This window comes from Candidatus Neomarinimicrobiota bacterium (assembly GCA_041862535.1).
Taxonomy (GTDB): Bacteria; Fidelibacterota; Marinisomatia; order SCGC-AAA003-L08; family TS1B11.
Genome location: JBGVTM010000334.1, coordinates 1 through 15,026, shown reverse-complemented (window position 1 = coordinate 15,026; position 15,026 = coordinate 1). Strand labels below are relative to the sequence as shown.

At 54.9% G+C, this 15,026-nt stretch carries 19 protein-coding genes and 1 pseudogene; 12 read left to right on the top strand and 8 right to left on the bottom strand.

Annotated elements, in window-relative coordinates; translation table 11 throughout:
- The 12 genes and pseudogenes from ACETWG_12025 to ACETWG_11970 form a co-directional block, all read left to right on the top strand.
- On the top strand, positions 1-548 hold a 548-nt coding region (locus ACETWG_12025), incomplete at its 5' end, for an aminoacyl--tRNA ligase-related protein (GenBank protein ID MFB0517313.1).
- The gene (locus tag ACETWG_12020) at positions 545-1,258 is read left to right on the top strand and encodes a lysophospholipid acyltransferase family protein (protein ID MFB0517312.1); all 714 of its coding nucleotides are present in this window, start codon (positions 545-547) and stop codon (positions 1,256-1,258) included. The genes ACETWG_12025 and ACETWG_12020, both read left to right, overlap by 4 nt.
- Positions 1,259-1,271: 13 nt before the next feature.
- Positions 1,272-2,336, top strand: coding sequence for a DUF2851 family protein (locus ACETWG_12015; GenBank protein ID MFB0517311.1), 1,065 nt, complete (start codon positions 1,272-1,274; stop codon positions 2,334-2,336).
- Positions 2,326-2,853, top strand: coding sequence for an adenylyltransferase/cytidyltransferase family protein (locus ACETWG_12010; GenBank protein ID MFB0517310.1), 528 nt, complete (start codon positions 2,326-2,328; stop codon positions 2,851-2,853). Before ACETWG_12015 ends, ACETWG_12010 begins: the two co-directional genes overlap by 11 nt.
- A gap of 38 nt (positions 2,854-2,891) precedes the next feature.
- The gene (locus ACETWG_12005; GenBank protein MFB0517309.1) at positions 2,892-4,757 is read left to right on the top strand and encodes a LysM peptidoglycan-binding domain-containing protein; all 1,866 of its coding nucleotides are present in this window, start codon (positions 2,892-2,894) and stop codon (positions 4,755-4,757) included.
- A complete protein-coding gene (sppA, locus tag ACETWG_12000) occupies positions 4,754-5,635 on the top strand; it encodes a signal peptide peptidase SppA (protein MFB0517308.1) in 882 nt (293 codons plus the stop codon). Before ACETWG_12005 ends, sppA begins: the two co-directional genes overlap by 4 nt.
- A 14-nt stretch (positions 5,636-5,649) precedes the next feature.
- Positions 5,650-5,994 (top strand): HU family DNA-binding protein, encoded by a 345-nt coding sequence (locus tag ACETWG_11995; GenBank protein ID MFB0517307.1) that lies wholly within the window; start codon positions 5,650-5,652, stop codon positions 5,992-5,994.
- 172 nt (positions 5,995-6,166) lie between these two features.
- Positions 6,167-6,478, top strand: a complete 312-nt coding sequence (locus ACETWG_11990; GenBank protein ID MFB0517306.1) for a hypothetical protein — start codon at positions 6,167-6,169, stop codon at positions 6,476-6,478.
- Positions 6,479-7,693: an exodeoxyribonuclease VII large subunit gene (xseA, locus tag ACETWG_11985; GenBank protein ID MFB0517305.1), complete on the top strand. Its 1,215-nt coding sequence runs from the start codon at positions 6,479-6,481 to the stop codon at positions 7,691-7,693. It begins immediately after the preceding gene.
- A gap of 3 nt (positions 7,694-7,696) precedes the next feature.
- Positions 7,697-7,951: an exodeoxyribonuclease VII small subunit gene (gene xseB / locus ACETWG_11980; protein MFB0517304.1), complete on the top strand. Its 255-nt coding sequence runs from the start codon at positions 7,697-7,699 to the stop codon at positions 7,949-7,951.
- Positions 7,948-8,823, top strand: a complete 876-nt coding sequence (locus ACETWG_11975; protein ID MFB0517303.1) for an NAD(+)/NADH kinase — start codon at positions 7,948-7,950, stop codon at positions 8,821-8,823. Before xseB ends, ACETWG_11975 begins: the two co-directional genes overlap by 4 nt.
- A 337-nt stretch (positions 8,824-9,160) precedes the next feature.
- Positions 9,161-9,352 (top strand): annotated as a pseudogene (locus ACETWG_11970) (alpha-L-fucosidase).
- 54 nt (positions 9,353-9,406) lie between these two features.
- Here ACETWG_11970 and ACETWG_11965 read toward each other — a convergent pair.
- The 8 genes from ACETWG_11965 to ACETWG_11930 form a co-directional block, all read right to left on the bottom strand.
- Positions 9,407-10,126, bottom strand: a complete 720-nt coding sequence (locus tag ACETWG_11965) for a cytochrome c biogenesis CcdA family protein (protein MFB0517302.1) — start codon at positions 10,124-10,126, stop codon at positions 9,407-9,409.
- Positions 10,127-10,135: 9 nt separating this feature from the next.
- The gene (locus tag ACETWG_11960; GenBank protein ID MFB0517301.1) at positions 10,136-10,549 is read right to left on the bottom strand and encodes a thioredoxin family protein; all 414 of its coding nucleotides are present in this window, start codon (positions 10,547-10,549) and stop codon (positions 10,136-10,138) included.
- Positions 10,546-10,791, bottom strand: a complete 246-nt coding sequence (locus ACETWG_11955) for a thioredoxin family protein (GenBank protein ID MFB0517300.1) — start codon at positions 10,789-10,791, stop codon at positions 10,546-10,548. Before ACETWG_11955 ends, ACETWG_11960 begins: the two co-directional genes overlap by 4 nt.
- Before the next feature lie 149 nt (positions 10,792-10,940).
- Complete coding sequence (arsB, locus tag ACETWG_11950) at positions 10,941-12,002, bottom strand: ACR3 family arsenite efflux transporter (GenBank protein MFB0517299.1); 1,062 nt, start codon at positions 12,000-12,002, stop codon at positions 10,941-10,943.
- 34 nt (positions 12,003-12,036) lie between these two features.
- On the bottom strand, positions 12,037-12,282 hold the full coding sequence (locus ACETWG_11945; GenBank protein MFB0517298.1) for a thioredoxin family protein: 246 nt from the start codon (positions 12,280-12,282) through the stop codon (positions 12,037-12,039).
- 38 nt (positions 12,283-12,320) lie between these two features.
- Complete coding sequence (locus tag ACETWG_11940; protein MFB0517297.1) at positions 12,321-13,631, bottom strand: permease; 1,311 nt, start codon at positions 13,629-13,631, stop codon at positions 12,321-12,323.
- A 61-nt stretch (positions 13,632-13,692) separates the two neighbouring features.
- Complete coding sequence (locus tag ACETWG_11935) at positions 13,693-14,046, bottom strand: ArsR/SmtB family transcription factor (GenBank protein MFB0517296.1); 354 nt, start codon at positions 14,044-14,046, stop codon at positions 13,693-13,695.
- A 185-nt stretch (positions 14,047-14,231) separates the two neighbouring features.
- The coding region (locus ACETWG_11930) for a T9SS type A sorting domain-containing protein (protein MFB0517295.1) at positions 14,232-15,026 on the bottom strand (795 nt) is incomplete at its 5' end.

Here is a 15,026-nt window from a genome sequence, read left to right as displayed (position 1 = left end):
CTCTTACAGAAGACGACCTGCCGTGCAAGTATGCCGCCTTCAGCGCCTGCTTCAGGCGCGAAGCAGGCAGCTATGGCAAGGAAACCCGGGGCCTGCTGCGCGTCCACCAGTTCAACAAGGTTGAGCTGGTAAAATTTGTGCATCCCGACACCTCTTATGATGAGTTGGAAACTTTACGGGCTGATGCGGAGGAGGTCTTGCGGCGGCTGGGAGTAACCTACCGGGTAGTGGAACTGTGCACCGGCGACTTGGCCTTCCAGGCTGCCAAGTGCTATGATCTGGAAGTCTACGCGCCGGTAACCGACCAATGGCTGGAAGTGAGCAGCTGTAGCAACTGCGAAGCCTTCCAGGCGCGACGGGGCAATATCCGCTTCCGGAGAAAGGATGCCGGCAAACTGGATTATGTGCATACCCTCAACGGCTCAGGCGTGGCCACCCCAAGGCTGCTGGTAGCCCTCCTCGAAACCTTCCAGGAGCCCACTGGTATGGTGGCATTGCCGGAGGCATTGGTACCTTATTATGGTGAGGAGCGGCTAACGGTCCTATGAAGTGGGTACGACGGGTCTGGGTTATTTTAAATGTTGTGGCGGCTACCACGGTCTTCGGCACTTTCACGATGCTCACTGCGTTGGTGGATCGCTCCAAGCGCTTTATTGGCTGGTGGCCTAGGGCCTGGGCCCGCTGGATTCTCTGGTCCACCGGATTACAGATTACTATCCGCGGTTATGAGTATCTCCGGAAAGGACAGCAATATATCTATATGAGTAACCACACCAGCGCTCTGGACATCCCGCTGGCCTTGGCATCACTGCCTGGAACAGTAGTGTTCATGGCTAAAAAAGAGCTGTTTTCCATTTTCTTTTTTGGCTGGAGTCTGAAAGCTATGGGGAGCATACCTGTTGATCGTTCGAATAGCGTTCAAGCCCGGCTTTCGGTTGACCGCGCTTTGCTGGCCCTGAGCACTAAAGCTATTTCCCTTATTCTGTACCCCGAGGGTACTCGTACCAGAGATGGTCAGCTCCTCCCCTTTAAAAAAGGAGTATTTCACCTGGCGCTTCGCAGCCGATTGCCTCTCGTCCCTGTGGCTGTGCAGGGTGCCTTCGAGGCCGTGCCGCCCAACTCTCTGAGCTTGACACACACGCCTATTCGAGTTACCATTGGCCAACCTATTGAAACCAAGGATTTGACAGACGCTGATCGTGAATTCCTCCTCCAAAGTGCCCGCGCGAGTATCCAGGCCCTGCTCGATACGCCCTGAAAGTGAGACCCGAGTGCGTGAGCCGGTCAAGACTGAAGAAAGTCCTGAACGAGAGGCGGACCTTTATGCCCAATGGGAGCGTAGCGCTGGACGGACAGTGTGGGGCTTGGGGGGACAATATCGGATTTTCCATCAGGGCAAACGCAACGGCGGGCCAGGACCCGACTATCTTGATGCAACCATCGCCTTTCCCGATGGCCAGGTGCGGCGGGGAGACGTGGAAATCCACCGGCGGTGGAACGACTGGTACCGACACCGCCACCAGACAGACCCACGCTACCGTCTGGTGATTCTTCATGTCATCGCCGCCGGACCCTTTAAGGCGGTGTCCCAGAACCAGTGGCGGGTAGTGCCTACCGTGCCTCTTCCCAGGGAACCGGAATCATTTCAGGCCCTCTGCCATACTATCCCCCAGGCGCTCGACGGTTTTACAGAACAGGACGATTTTATTCAGACGCTGGCAATGCAACGTTGGTGGCGTCGGTTAGCTGCCTGGAATGACCAGGACACATCAGCCGTCTGGAATGGCCTGGCCCGTCGGCTGGGACCCGATCATCACCGACTCGATTTGGTAAGGCACTGGTTAACTCTTCTGCCCGGTGAGAAAGACCTGCCCGCCTTCCTCTCAGGGGTGGTTGACTATTTGGGTCTCGGTGACGGTGGCAGCTTCCGGCGGGGACTCCCTGGTCGCGTAATCTGCCTGAGTGCCTTGGCTTTCATGTACCACCACACTCCTCAGAAGCTATGGAAGTGGTCCCTGGTGGATGTCCGGCAACTGGTTCGGGATCTGGCAGGAGGAGGTTATTCTGTTCCTTCAAGGCCTTTTCTTGTAGAGGTGGTAGGCAACTGGCTATTGCCCCTCAGTAGCTCAAAAACGGGCACCAATCGATTTAGGGAGTGGTATCAGCTACCCCTCGGCTGGCCCTACGGCCGGGTAAGGCGGCATGTTGAGCGGCTGGGCCTCCGAAGACCAGCGTCTTTTGGCGAGCAGCAAGGGCTGTTGGAGTGGATTGAAACCCTTTGTCAGCCATTTGGATGTGATTGGTGTCCGGTGATAGGGGTTGCCGGTGATCGCTAAAGAGCTGGCCTGGGAAGCCTGTGCCGGTTGGATTCGCGAACGCCAGCGTGAGCGGCGACGGGTAGTGTTCACCAATGGCTGCTTTGATCTGCTGCATGCCGGTCATATTCATTACCTCCACGAAGCCCGGTGTCTGGGTGATTACTTGGTGGTGGGAGTTAACAGCGATGCATCAGTGCGGCGGCTAAAGGGACCCCAGCGCCCCGTCATGTCCCTGGATGACCGGTTACTTATCCTGGGAGCCCTGGAGATGGTAGATGTGCTGGTGGTCTTCCCTGTTGAACCCTCGCGGACTGATGATCTGGATCCCGACCTTCAGGACACGCCTTACGCTCTGTTACGTCAGCTCCACCCCGATGTCTTGGTAAAGGGGGCAGATTACAGCCAGCAAGCGGTGGTAGGGCGTGAGTTTGCCGGAGAGGTGCGGATCATTCCGCTGTTGGAAGGTCGCAGTACCAGTGCACTGCTGGACCGTATTCACCAGGGGCTGCCCGGTAAAAGCCCAATTCTGGAATAGTGCTTCTGGTGAAAACTTACCCTAAATTGGCATCCTTTATGGTAGATACAACTCAGCGATTGATTGTAGGCCTCATGCTTACATTAGGACTCGGGTGGGTGCCCACAGTGCTGTACGCCCAGGAGAACCCCACCAAGACGCCCTTGGAGGATGGCGTCATGGCGGTGGATTTGGCTTCTACTGATGAGGATGCGTCCCGCTTCGACGAGCTGATGGAGGAAGCCCGCCTTATCTTCGTGGATGCCATAGTGGCTGATAAATCGGGCGATACCCTGGAGGCGGCCTATTATTTCGACCTGCTTTTTGAAGCCATGGCGGACGTCGAACAGCTTCCGATGATGGATGAGCTGCAGCGGCTGGAGTTCAATCGTTTTCTCAACGCTACCATCGCTTTTTACGAAAACGACAGCCAGACTCTGGAGAAAGTGGAAACTTCCCTTACTGTGTCGGCCTTTCGCGACGAGCTGAGCCGTTATACCCGGTCATTCCCTTCCGATTTGGGTGACATATCCCGGCTGGAGCTCAATGGAGAGGGGCACTTGCCGATTGTATATAACGACCATGTGGCGCGGATCATTCAATTTTTCCGCACTCAGGGCCGCCGGAATATGCAGGTTTGGCTGAACCGTTTATCGCGCTACCGAAAGATTATTGAACCGATTCTGGAACAGGAGGGAGTGCCCAAGCAGCTTGTTTTTCTCGCTCTCGTGGAAAGTGGTCTCAATCCCCGGGCCTATTCCTGGAAACATGCAGTCGGGCCGTGGCAGTTCATTTCCTCTACTGCTCGCCGCTATGGCCTGAAACGCGATTGGTGGCGGGATGAACGCCGCGATTTTGAAAGATCCACTCTGGCAGCGGCCCGCTACCTCAAAGACCTCTACAACGAGTTCGGTGATTGGTACCTGGCTATGGCAGCCTACAACACCGGTGAAGCCCGCGTCCATCGGGCCATACGCTGGCACCAGACCACGGATTTCTGGAAACTTCGCATTCTCCCAAGGCAGACCCGCAATTACATTCCGAATATGATGGCAGCCTTCCTCATCGCCCAGGACCCCGAGAAATATGGTTTTATCATTAATAATGAACCGGAGCTGGAATGGGATGTTGTGCCGGTAGATAAAAGCCTCACTTTTGAAACGTTAGCCCAGATCGCAGAATGCAGCCCGGACAGTCTGGGTATTTTCAATCCTGAGCTGCGGCAGAATGCCACTCCGCCGCCGGAGGACGGCCGGCCCTACCTATTTAGAATTCCCAAGGGTCACAAAGAGGCCTTTGAACGTAATTACGAGCCGATTGCTTCCAAGGTGGGACCGGTGTTGGCGGATGTGCAGATTAGGCGTCACCAGGTGCGGCGGGGTGAAAGCCTCTACTCAATCTCCAAGCGCTATGGTGTATCCATGCCTGCCATTGCCAGAGCTAATAATTTGCGCAACTGGAACCGGCTGCGGGTGGGACAACGGTTGGAGATTCCGGTGCCCACTTCCAGCGTAGCCGCCCGGCAGATGGAAATCCCCCTGAATCCCGATATGAAAAAGATCTTATATACGGTCCGCCCTATAGACACACTGAGCGAGATTGCCGAGGACCATGGGGTTGGCCTTTCCAAGCTGCGCCTCTGGAACGGTCTACGGCCCGGTTCCAGCTACATTCGGGTAGGGCAAAAGCTGGTTATCTGGGTTCCGGCTTCGACCAAGCCTACTGGGCTGGCGAGTCTTCAACCGGCGAATGTGGATGACATGGAGAGGTATACCTACACTGTCCGTGTGGGGGACACCCTGAGTCAAATTGCCGAGGCTCATGGTGTGGGTCTGTCCAAGCTGCGCAGCTGGAACGGCATAAGTGCCAATTCCAATTATATTCGTGTTGGGCAAAGGTTGGTAATCTGGAAGCAGAAGGGATGAGCACCAGTCGCTACGATCGAACGTTGAAGTGGATGCTCTGGGTCGCGGCCCTCTTCGTGATTGTATTAATCTTGTCGCTGTTCCGCCGACCGCGGACCGAAGCCTGGAAAGTAGGCGATGGTCCCCGTGTTGGAGTGGTTGAGATTGAAGGACTTATCGTTGAAAGTGAGCGGATTGTCCGCCAGCTGGATCAGTTTAGCCGGCGCAAGGACATTGAGGCCATTCTGGTGCGAATTAACTCCCCCGGGGGCACAGTGGCCGCCAGTCAGGAGATTTACGCCAAGTTGCGCAAGATGAGTGAGCAGGGCTCAAAGCCGGTTATCGCCTCCCTGGGCACAGTGGCCGCCTCTGGCGGCTATTATATAGCCGTAGCAGCAGATACCATTGTCGCTACTCCTGGTACTACTACCGGTTCCATCGGGGTGGTCTTGGACTACCCGGTAGCAGCGGACCTGATGGACAAAATTGGTGTCCAGATGGAAGTAATCAAGAGTGGTTCCTTGAAAGATGCGGGCTCGCCCTTCCGTATCCCGACGGAAAGTGATCGCCGGAGCTTTCAACAGGTGATCGACGACCTTCACGCTCAATTCACCGAGGTGGTGGCGATGGAGCGGAATCTATCCTTGGAGCGCGTAAAGGAACTGGCTACCGGCGAGGTATTCACCGGTCGGCAGGCGCTGAATCTGGGCCTGATTGATGTTCTGGGAGGATTCGAAGATGCTATTGACCTGGCGGGGGCCCTTACTGGCAGCTCGAAACGCCCTGTCATCGTTAGGCCGATAGAACGGCGGCGCATCTCCCTCTGGGATCTTCTGCTGGGAAGCAACTCCCGCCCCAGCTGGTTCCCACAACTTCTGCCGCAATACCTCATGAGATAAGGAGGAGAGGTGGCATGATCCGAAGCGAGCTGATGGATCTCTTGGAAGATCGCCCCGGTCTGACTAAGAGTGAACTCATTCATTTCCTGGCCCGGAACACCGGGCTGACAAAAGTGGAGACGGAAACAATTGTGGACGGCCTGTTGGGGACCGTCCAGGAGGTTCTTACGATGGGCAAGAAGGTGGAGTTGCGGGGCTTTGGCACCTTCCTCGTACGTATCCGTCAGCCACGGGAGGCACGCAATCCGGCCACGCAGGAAACGGTTCGCTTGGACCGGCGTTCGGTACCGGTTTTCAAACCCTCCAAAACCCTGCGGATTGCCGTTGACCAGGCTTTGCAACCGGATTCGGTGCAATAGATATCATTTGATTAATTGATCAATTTGTTAAGGAATAGGCATGCCCTGCGGACGCAAGCGGAAGCGCCGTAAAATCAATACCCACAAGCGCAAAAAGCGGTTACGCGCCAATCGCCACAAGAAGAAACTGCGCTAACAGACGCCTGCTTCCGCCAGGGCCTGAGAAGCACCAATGGCGTTGCGATACCTCATCCCGGTGGCAGTTCTGCGGCTAGGTCTGACTATTACCAGTGGCAGGAGTTGGTGTTACGAGATCCACAGGTTGGTCAATGGGCAGGCTGAAGAGAAAAATGGTTCTGAAAAAGCGGTGGTTGTCCTGGGATATTCCGCCAATCCGGAGGCAATCCCACAGGCAGATCTTACCGAGCTCTACTCCCGAACCGGTCCCATGGCGTGGTGCAGGGTGTCTCTAGTCGCTACTAGGCTGGCCGTGCTGTGGCTCCGGGCCTGGGAGGGGGCCGGAAAACCAACCTCCCCTCGATAGATGTCGCCGGCCGGTCCCCTTGAGATTCTCTCCGTCTCGCAGCTGAATCGTCAGGCGAAACAGCTCCTGGAATCACATTTTGCCCCTGTCTGGGTGGAGGGCGAAATATCAAACTTCAAGCACCACACTTCCGGTCACATGTATTTTATTCTGAAAGATGACCGGGCCGAGGTAGCTGCTGTAATGTTTGCCTCGCTCAATGTTTCACTGGCCTTCAGCCCGGTGAACGGTCAAAAGGTTCTGGCTCGCGGGGGTCTGACCCTGTATGAGACCCGGGGGCAGTATCAGCTGGTCTTGCAGAATCTCTACCCCGCGGGGGCGGGCGAGCTGTGGCTGGCCTTTGAAGACCTTAAACAAAGGCTCCAGGCCGAAGGCCTTTTTGACCCGGCCCGTAAAAAGCCTCTGCCCACGTTCCCGCGGCGCATCGGGCTGGTGACCTCACCGACAGGTGCGGCCATCCGCGATATCATGCAGGTGGTCAGGCGGCGGGCCCCTCACGTGACCCTGATTGTAAGGCCCACTTTGGTGCAGGGTGAGGGGGCCGCGACAGACATCGCAGCCGCTCTGGCTGAATTCGGCGCCTACGCTCGGGTGGACCTGGTGATCCTGGCCAGAGGCGGCGGTTCCCTGGAGGACCTGTGGCCCTTCAACGAGGAGGAAGTGGCCCGGGCGGTGGCCGCTTGTCCTCTGCCTACGCTCTCGGCGGTGGGACATGAGACCGATATTACCATCTGCGATCTGGTGGCGGATATGCGGGCGCCTACACCATCGGCAGCAGCCGAGCTGGCGGTGCCCGAAAGGGAGGCCTACCTGCAATATGTGGATGAGCAGTTAACAGCTATGGAGCGGGTGATCCGCCGACGAATCCAGGATTTACAACAGCAAGTGATCCAATTACGCCAGCGTTACGCCTTCCGTCAGCCGCTGGTACTCATTGAAAACCGGAAAGAACAGCTTGAACGCTTGGCCGATGGCCTGAAGCTGGGCATAGCTCACCTGATAGCACGCAAATCACAGGCTCTCGAAGTAGCGGCGACCGGTCTCCAGGCCCTTAATCCCCGGGGGGTGCTGGAGCGGGGGTACGTGATCGTCACCGATGACCAGACCGGACAGGTGGTCACCCGCCGTAGGGGCCTTGGGCTTCAGCAGGCCCTGACGCTGCATCTGAGCGATGGCACCGCCGGCGTAGAAGTTACCCGCCTGGAGGAGAATTAGCCAATGGCTGAGAAGAAACCGGAACTGACCTTTGAAGAAGCCCTGGAACAGCTGCATGACATTGTAGCGCAGCTGGAGTCGGAATCGGTGAGTCTGGATCGTTCACTGCAGCTATTCGCCGAAGGAAAGCGTTTGGCTGAGTTCTGTCAGGCCCAGCTGGCCGATGCGGAGGAGAAAGTCAAGATGCTGTTGAAGACCTCGGCGGGCTTCGAAGAGCAGCCCGGGCTCCCGGCGTCGGATACAAAGGAGGATGAATGAAGTCCTTCGGGATTGTCGCTAATTATCGCAAGGCGGACCTGTGGCAGCTCCTGCCCCCGCTGGTGGAGTGGCTACTGGAGCGGGATCAAACCGTGGTCCTGACCGACCGCCTGGTGGGCTCTGCCTACCAGCCACCCAAGCAGGTGAAAGTCTGTTCAACGGCTAGCATCGTGCGGCAGGTGGACGTGATGCTATCCATCGGCGGCGACGGTACTATCCTGTCCACCGCCCGGATTATCGGCAAGGCCAAGGTTCCGATCCTCGGGATCCATATGGGCGGCCTGGGCTTCCTGGCGGAGGTCCCCGCCGTCGATACCTTCAAGGCCCTGGAACAGGTCCTCAACGATCAGTACCGCCTGGAAGAGCGCATGGTGCTGGCCGTGGATCTGCAGCATGGCGACAAGTTCGAGACCTACTATGCTATCAACGATCTGGTGGTAGACCGGGGCAGTTCGCCACGGCTCCTCCATACCAAGGTGGAGGTAACCGGGCGCAAGCTGAACGACTACGTATCAGACGGGCTTATTATTGCCACCCCTACCGGCTCAACGGCCTACTCCCTTTCGGCCGGAGGCCCCATTGTGGTGCCCGCCCTGGAGGCATTGACGATCACCCCCATCTGCCCGCATTCCCTCTCGGCCCGCTCGATCGTCGTGCCCAGCACTGATAAGATCGTCATCCGCTTCAAAGAGGACCAGGAAGGCATCGCCCTCACGCTGGACGGGCAGGTCAAGTTCGAGATCGACAGCCGGTCCGTGGTCACCACCCGGCGGGCCACCTGGAATATCAATATGGTGCGCCTGCTGGACAGCGACTACTTCCACATCCTCCGCACAAAGATGGGTTGGTCCGGGGACGTTCCGGGCGGCTAGGATGTTGAGAAATAAACATATTGTACTGATGGTTGTTGTTTTCTGTTGTTTCAGCCTCGCTATTCATGTTTAGGCCCGGTTTATATACGATCGGCAATGACCAGTTCGGCAATACCCTGCGGGTTAAGGGAGTTGCGCTGAACCAGGGCTGCTCACCGGTCCCTTTGGAATAACCTGCCTGGTGTATTTGTCCAAATTATCGTTCGGCAGACAGACCTGCGGCTCTCGCGTCATGGGGCCGGTGCCAGGTTTCTATTAGGATAAAACCATGAAGATATGCAGTGTGATCAAGTCAAATCTCAGCCTGAAAGGCTACGGCAGAAACAACCTTCGCACCATGATTCTGACCGGATCGCTGCTGACCGGTCTTCTGGTACAGCTCTCCTGTACCGGGCGGCCTTCTCCCAAAGACTACCTGCAGGAAACCAGAGCGGAGCGCGATGCCCGCATGGCGTGGTGGCGTGAGGCGCGCTTCGGCATGTTTATTCACTGGGGACTGTATGCCGTACCCGCCAGTATATGGAAAGGTGAGGAAAGATTCGTAAGCAGTTGTTTTGAAAGGGTAGATCAGGGGCTCATCCCGCTACGCTGCGCTACGCAGCACAAGCAGCCCTAATATCATGTATAGGCCCGCTAGTACCACCAAAGCGCCGCATATTCTCTTGAGATAGGTTGCCATCCTGGTGGATTCTGTCCAGTTTAAATATTGCTGCACCCTGGTAGTGAACGTCCCCGCTCCAACAATCACTGCACAGTGACCGACTCCGAAGGCAGCCAGCAGGAATACAGCTTTGGATATACTTGTCGAGGCAAATTGAAATATCACGACCAGTAACGGAGCCAGGTAGGCGAAAGTACATGGTCCCAAGCCTATGCCAAATAGAAGCCCCAGTACCAGCGCTGCGATCATTCCCTCATGCTTTGTGGACCGTAAACTGTAACCACTCCAAGGAAGACGAAGAATATCCAGGAGATAAAGGCCAACGACGATAAATATTATTGCCACGATATAATTTCCAATAGTGCCTACATCTCCAAGTAATCGTCCAAATGCGGCAGTGATAATACCTATTAGTGCAATAGTAACTAAGATCCCTGATGCAAATATCAGTGATAACTTGAAGCTTCTCCCAACGGTGACGTGTCCTTGAGTATTAATAAAGCCAATAATCAGCGGGATACTCGAAAGATGGCAGGGGCTGAGAAGGATGCTCAACAGGCCCCAAGTAAAGGCTGCGAGTAGAGCGAAGCCCAAACTTCCTTGTGATGCCTCGCTGAGTGCGGAAAACAGGTCTACGATCACGGCTAGGTTTTAATCATCAGTAACTGGCTCTAATCCTTTTGAATCCAAGAATCCAATTATCTCTTTCTCTGGAAAGAATCCCTCATGACGTAGAATCTCGGTTCCGGTGCTATCCAGGAAAATTTGCGTTGGGATTACTCTTATGCCGTAATCCCTTGCGTAGTGGTTTTGCTCAGGGGTCCAAACATCATAGAAAACGACATTTATTTGGTCCCCGTATCTACCATCAATCGCTCGCATCACTGGCTGCATAGCCCGGCAGGGAATACATCTCACCGAACCCAACTCTATAAACGTAATCTTTGCTGCTGATTTACCGGCTTCCTGTTTATCCTGGACAATTCTTTCCTGGGCATTGGCCTCACAACCATTTACCAATATCAAGGCCAAGAAAAGATAGAATGCCGTCATTTTTTTCCTCATGATTTTCTCTCCCCTAGCCATTTAAGGATTTCTTCTTCTTTTGGGATTATTCCTGCGCTCTTAACCTCGTCATCTACCACGAGACCGGGAGTCATCATGATGCCGGATCGAATCATTTCCTCGATGTCCGTCACCTTTATTACCTCTACGTCAAGATTGTGCTTTTGTACTACGCTCCTAACTCTGGCTTCCAACGCGTCACATTTGGGGCAGCCTATACCGAGTATTTTTGCCGTTATCATTTATTTTTTACTCGCCGGTAGGAGGGTGAGCGAATTGTTGATCGTATCGTTCACAATCGCCTGTTTCATGTACCTGGCGACCTTCATCGCTTCCGCCGTCTCTTCACTCGACAGTCTCTATTCTTTCCCATTTTTGTCCACATCTGCATTCAGGTATCAGAACCAAGAGCATTCTGGAAATACCTTTTTTGAAATGCCAGCGCCACATTCACCAGGCTGATCAATACCGGGACTTCCACCAAGGGACCGATCACCGTAGCGAATGCTACCGAGGAGTTGATCCCGAACACCGCCACAGCAACCGCAATCGCCAACTCGAAATCATTGCTGCCTGCCGTAAACGCGACAGTGGTGGTCTTTTCGTAGGACGCACCGATGCGCATGGCGATAAAGAAGGTGATGAAGAACATCAGGGCGAAATAGCAGGTATAGGGAATAGCCACCCGCACCACTTCCAAAGGCAGTGCGATAATATTCTCTCCTTTAAGGGAAAACATGACGAAGATGGTAAACAGCAGGGCGACCGGGGTCAGTATGGAGACCCGAGGAATGAACCGGGTAAAATACCAATCCGGGCTTTTGATTTTCCGTAGAACAGTGCTGGATAACAACCCGGCAGTAAAGGGGATGCCCAGATAGATAAGCACGGTCACGGCAATTTCGCCAATCGATACCTCCACTATAGCGCCGCTCAAACCGAACAACGGCGGTAGGAGTGTGATAAAGACGTAGGCATATACAGAGTACAACAACACCTGGAAGATGGCATTGAATGCCACCAGTCCCGCCGCCAGCTCGGAATCCCCTTTCGCCAGATCGTTCCAGACCAGGACCATGGCGATGCACCTGGCCAGGCCCACCAGAATCACCCCCACCATCAATTCGGGCTTGTCCGGCAGCAGTAAAATAGCCAGAAGAAACATGACAATCGGCCCTACGATCCAGTTCTGAACCAGGGAGAGAAATAGCAGCCTCAAGTTCCGGAATACTTTGGGGAGTTCCTCGTACCGCACTTTCGCCAGCGGCGGATACATCATCAGAATAAGACCGACAGCGATGGGAATGTTGGTAGTCCCGGATTTGAACATATCCCAGAAAGCCGCAATACCTGGTATCATGTACCCGGCCAGCACGCCGATAAACATGGTGGTAAAAATCCAAACGGTTAAGTAGCGATCAAAAAAAGATAGTCTCTTCGATACGCCTTGCATCGCTACCTCGCTTGATTATGCTTTTGTTATCCGACTACTGAGCGGCTTCCAGAATCCACTGTTCCAGTGTAGCCTTGGCGGGAATCCTCCCGCTGCTGACCACTTTGCCGTTGATCACCAGTCCAGGAGTCATCATCACTCCCAGGGCGTGAATCTGATTCAGGTCGGTTATGGGCGCGATAGCTGCCTCTATACCCTGTTCCTCCACCACCTCCTTGCACAGGGCTTCCAGCTTGTGGCAGTTATAGCAGCCCGGGCCAAGCACCAGAATACTGAGCATGATTATTCCTCCTGTAGACTTTAATTATGTCGATGCCGTTACACCTGGCTGAAAGCGGTTCCATAGACCAGTCCGGATATGGTCGCCATCACGATGACCAGCGCCACGAAGGTCAGGGTCTTACGTGTGCCGATGACGCTGCGGATCACCAGCATATTGGGTAATGAGAGTGCTGGACCAGCCAGTAGCAATGCCAGGGCCGGTCCCTGGCCCATCCCGTTGGCGATAAGCCCCTGCAAAATGGGAATTTCGGTCAGCGTGGCGAAATACATGAAGGCTCCCACCACCGAGGCAAACAGGTTGGCAAAAACCGAGTTGCCCCCGACCAGACCGGATATCCATTGACCTGGTATGACGCCCCCACCTCCTTCAGGAGAGCCAAGCAAAAATCCGGCCACGAGCACACCAGCTGCAAGCAGGGGCATTATCTGGCGCGCGAAGCCCCAGGAGGAGGCCAGCCATTCCTGTGGTTCACCTGGAGTGATGGTAAGGAGCAGTCCCAGGCCGATAACGCTGCCCACGAAGGGGAGCAGCGGTTGCCCTGGAAAGATAAGTGCCAGAGCCCCCACCAGTACGATGGCCGTGAGCAGGGGTATAAGCCTGATTTTCAGCATGGAATACAGGGAAAAAGCCAGGAGCAGTCCGAGCAGGCCGGTGAGCAACCACTTCCGGGTGAAAACAGCGTACCAGAATCCGCTGGTGTTCTCCGGCCGTCCCCAGGTTGCAGCTACCAGCAGCGCCACCAGGACGAAGAAATGAAAGGCGGTCTGCCATAATGGACGACCGGCGTCCTGTTCAGGGACGGTGAGATCCATGGCAGTCCGGGTTTGGTCTTCACGCCGATAGATCAGGTGCATGAGCAGGCCGATCACGACGCTGAAGACAACGGCGCCCACGACGCGGGCTAATCCCAGTTCAAATCCCAGGATGCGCGCCGTCAGAATAATGGCCAGGATATTGATGGCTGGTCCGGAGTAGAGAAAAGCAACGGCGGGGCCCAAGCCGGCACCGCGCTTGTAGATGCCGGAAAAAAGCGGCAGGACCGTACAGGAGCATACGGCAAGGACGGTGCCGGAAACTGCTGCGATCGAATAAGACAACCATTTCTTTGCTGCTGCGCCGAAGTACTTAACAACTGCTGCCTGGCTGACAAAGACCGCGATGACTCCCGCAATAAAAAAGGCCGGCACCAGGCAGAGCAGCACATGTTCCCGCGCGTACCACTGCACCAGAGCCAAGGCCTCAAAGACCGCCCGGGAGAACTGACCATCTTTCAGAGGCATGAAATAGGCCAGGAGGAAAAATCCCAGGATCCAGAGGAAAGGCTTGGTTTCGTTTTTCCAGTCCACGGACTATCTTAATCCCGTAACATTTCGTTGGATGGCTAAATAATCAGGATAAAAAATTTTGTTAAACGTTACAGATCTCATATCGGTCAACAGATTTTACATTTTCGGCATCCTGTTGGATAATTCTATCGTCAACCAATCCGCTAGAGATGGAGCTGAGCAGCGGCTTGATCTGAGGGAGATCTGATAAGTCGTTCAGGCAATAGTTCACCCACTTGCCGTCTTTCTGGTCGATAATGAGGCCGGCATCGCGGAGGATGGACAGATGCTTCGAGACCGTGGAAGTGGCCAATTGCAGCACTGCGGTGATCTCACATACGCAGAGGGGTTGGAGCTCCAGCATTTTCAGGATGCGGAGGCGATGATGCTCGGCGAGGGCCTTGCATATCTGGGCCACATCTCTGATAGTGCTCATCTGGCAATCAGTACATTTCGTTAATCATCGAAATATAGTTACATTCGCCTCCGGAAGCAACTGTTCGCTACAAATCTTTACTCAATTCAGATTTCTCATACGAGACATCACGCCCCGAGCCATCAGAAAGGAAAGCCCCGGAAATTTCGGGGCTTCGTTATATCTAGCAGATCTCCAGTCGTACACTACTTCAGCAGTACCATCTTGATGGACTTGCTGTACTCTGCTGTCACCAGTCGGGCGATGTAGATACCCGAAGGAACGTCTTGGCCAGTAGCGGCTTTGCTATCCCATATAACGTGATGATCTCCCGCTTCAAGGCGATGGTCCATCAGGCGCACAACTTCTCGGCCCAAAATATCGTAGATCACCAGTTGTACATCGGCGGCCCCCGGCAAGTCGAAACGGATAGTGGCACTGGGATTGAAAGGGTTGGGATAGGCTGGATGGAGTGCGAAGGCGGTAGGTAGGCCATTATTTGCGACAGTTGCTGAGGGCGGATAGTAGAAAGCGAATTTTAGTGCTCGAGGACCGTTGCTGGACCAAGTTGTGTCCTTCCCATCAATCGCGGCCACGTTCCAATTCAGGAAGAGGGTGTCGTGGGCTGCGCCGTTTGCCACTACATCGATTTGTGGAATAAGGGAAATTGTTGTCGCATTCGTGTCCATCGCCGGAAACAGCCAGGAATGTTGGCCTGCCGGCTCAAAGCGATAGTACAGGGAATCGCCGTCCGGGTCTTCCGCCGCTTCCCAGCTGAAGGTCACGGAGTCCCAGATAGCGACTCCTTCGCGCACGATGACCGAATCAGCGGCGGGGGTTAGTAGAGCAAAGTCGCCTAGATGGCTGTTGAAAGGCGTAGCACTGGCTTCATTGGAAAACAGGCTTTTGTTCCCGGCTTCATCCACCGCCGCGACCCTGAAGTAGTAGGTCAAGTCATTGATCAGGCCGGTGATGAGCGTGGTGGTGTCAGGATGGTTTAC

Excerpts from the sequence above, each read along its gene's own strand:
- ACETWG_12020 (MFB0517312.1), top strand. The coding sequence starts at position 545 with ATGAAGTGGGTACGACGGGTCTGGGTTATTTTAAATGTTGTGGCGGCT.
- ACETWG_12005 (MFB0517309.1), top strand. The coding sequence starts at position 2,892 with ATGGTAGATACAACTCAGCGATTGATTGTAGGCCTCATGCTTACATTA.
- sppA (MFB0517308.1), top strand. The coding sequence starts at position 4,754 with ATGAGCACCAGTCGCTACGATCGAACGTTGAAGTGGATGCTCTGGGTC.
- ACETWG_11995 (MFB0517307.1), top strand. The coding sequence starts at position 5,650 with ATGATCCGAAGCGAGCTGATGGATCTCTTGGAAGATCGCCCCGGTCTG.
- ACETWG_11990 (MFB0517306.1), top strand. The coding sequence starts at position 6,167 with ATGGCGTTGCGATACCTCATCCCGGTGGCAGTTCTGCGGCTAGGTCTG.
- xseA (MFB0517305.1), top strand. The coding sequence starts at position 6,479 with ATGTCGCCGGCCGGTCCCCTTGAGATTCTCTCCGTCTCGCAGCTGAAT.
- xseB (MFB0517304.1), top strand. The coding sequence starts at position 7,697 with ATGGCTGAGAAGAAACCGGAACTGACCTTTGAAGAAGCCCTGGAACAG.
- ACETWG_11975 (MFB0517303.1), top strand. The coding sequence starts at position 7,948 with ATGAAGTCCTTCGGGATTGTCGCTAATTATCGCAAGGCGGACCTGTGG.
- ACETWG_11960 (MFB0517301.1), bottom strand. The coding sequence starts at position 10,549 with ATGAGGAAAAAAATGACGGCATTCTATCTTTTCTTGGCCTTGATATTG.
- ACETWG_11955 (MFB0517300.1), bottom strand. The coding sequence starts at position 10,791 with ATGATAACGGCAAAAATACTCGGTATAGGCTGCCCCAAATGTGACGCG.
- arsB (MFB0517299.1), bottom strand. The coding sequence starts at position 12,002 with ATGCAAGGCGTATCGAAGAGACTATCTTTTTTTGATCGCTACTTAACC.
- ACETWG_11945 (MFB0517298.1), bottom strand. The coding sequence starts at position 12,282 with ATGCTCAGTATTCTGGTGCTTGGCCCGGGCTGCTATAACTGCCACAAG.
- ACETWG_11935 (MFB0517296.1), bottom strand. The coding sequence starts at position 14,046 with ATGAGCACTATCAGAGATGTGGCCCAGATATGCAAGGCCCTCGCCGAG.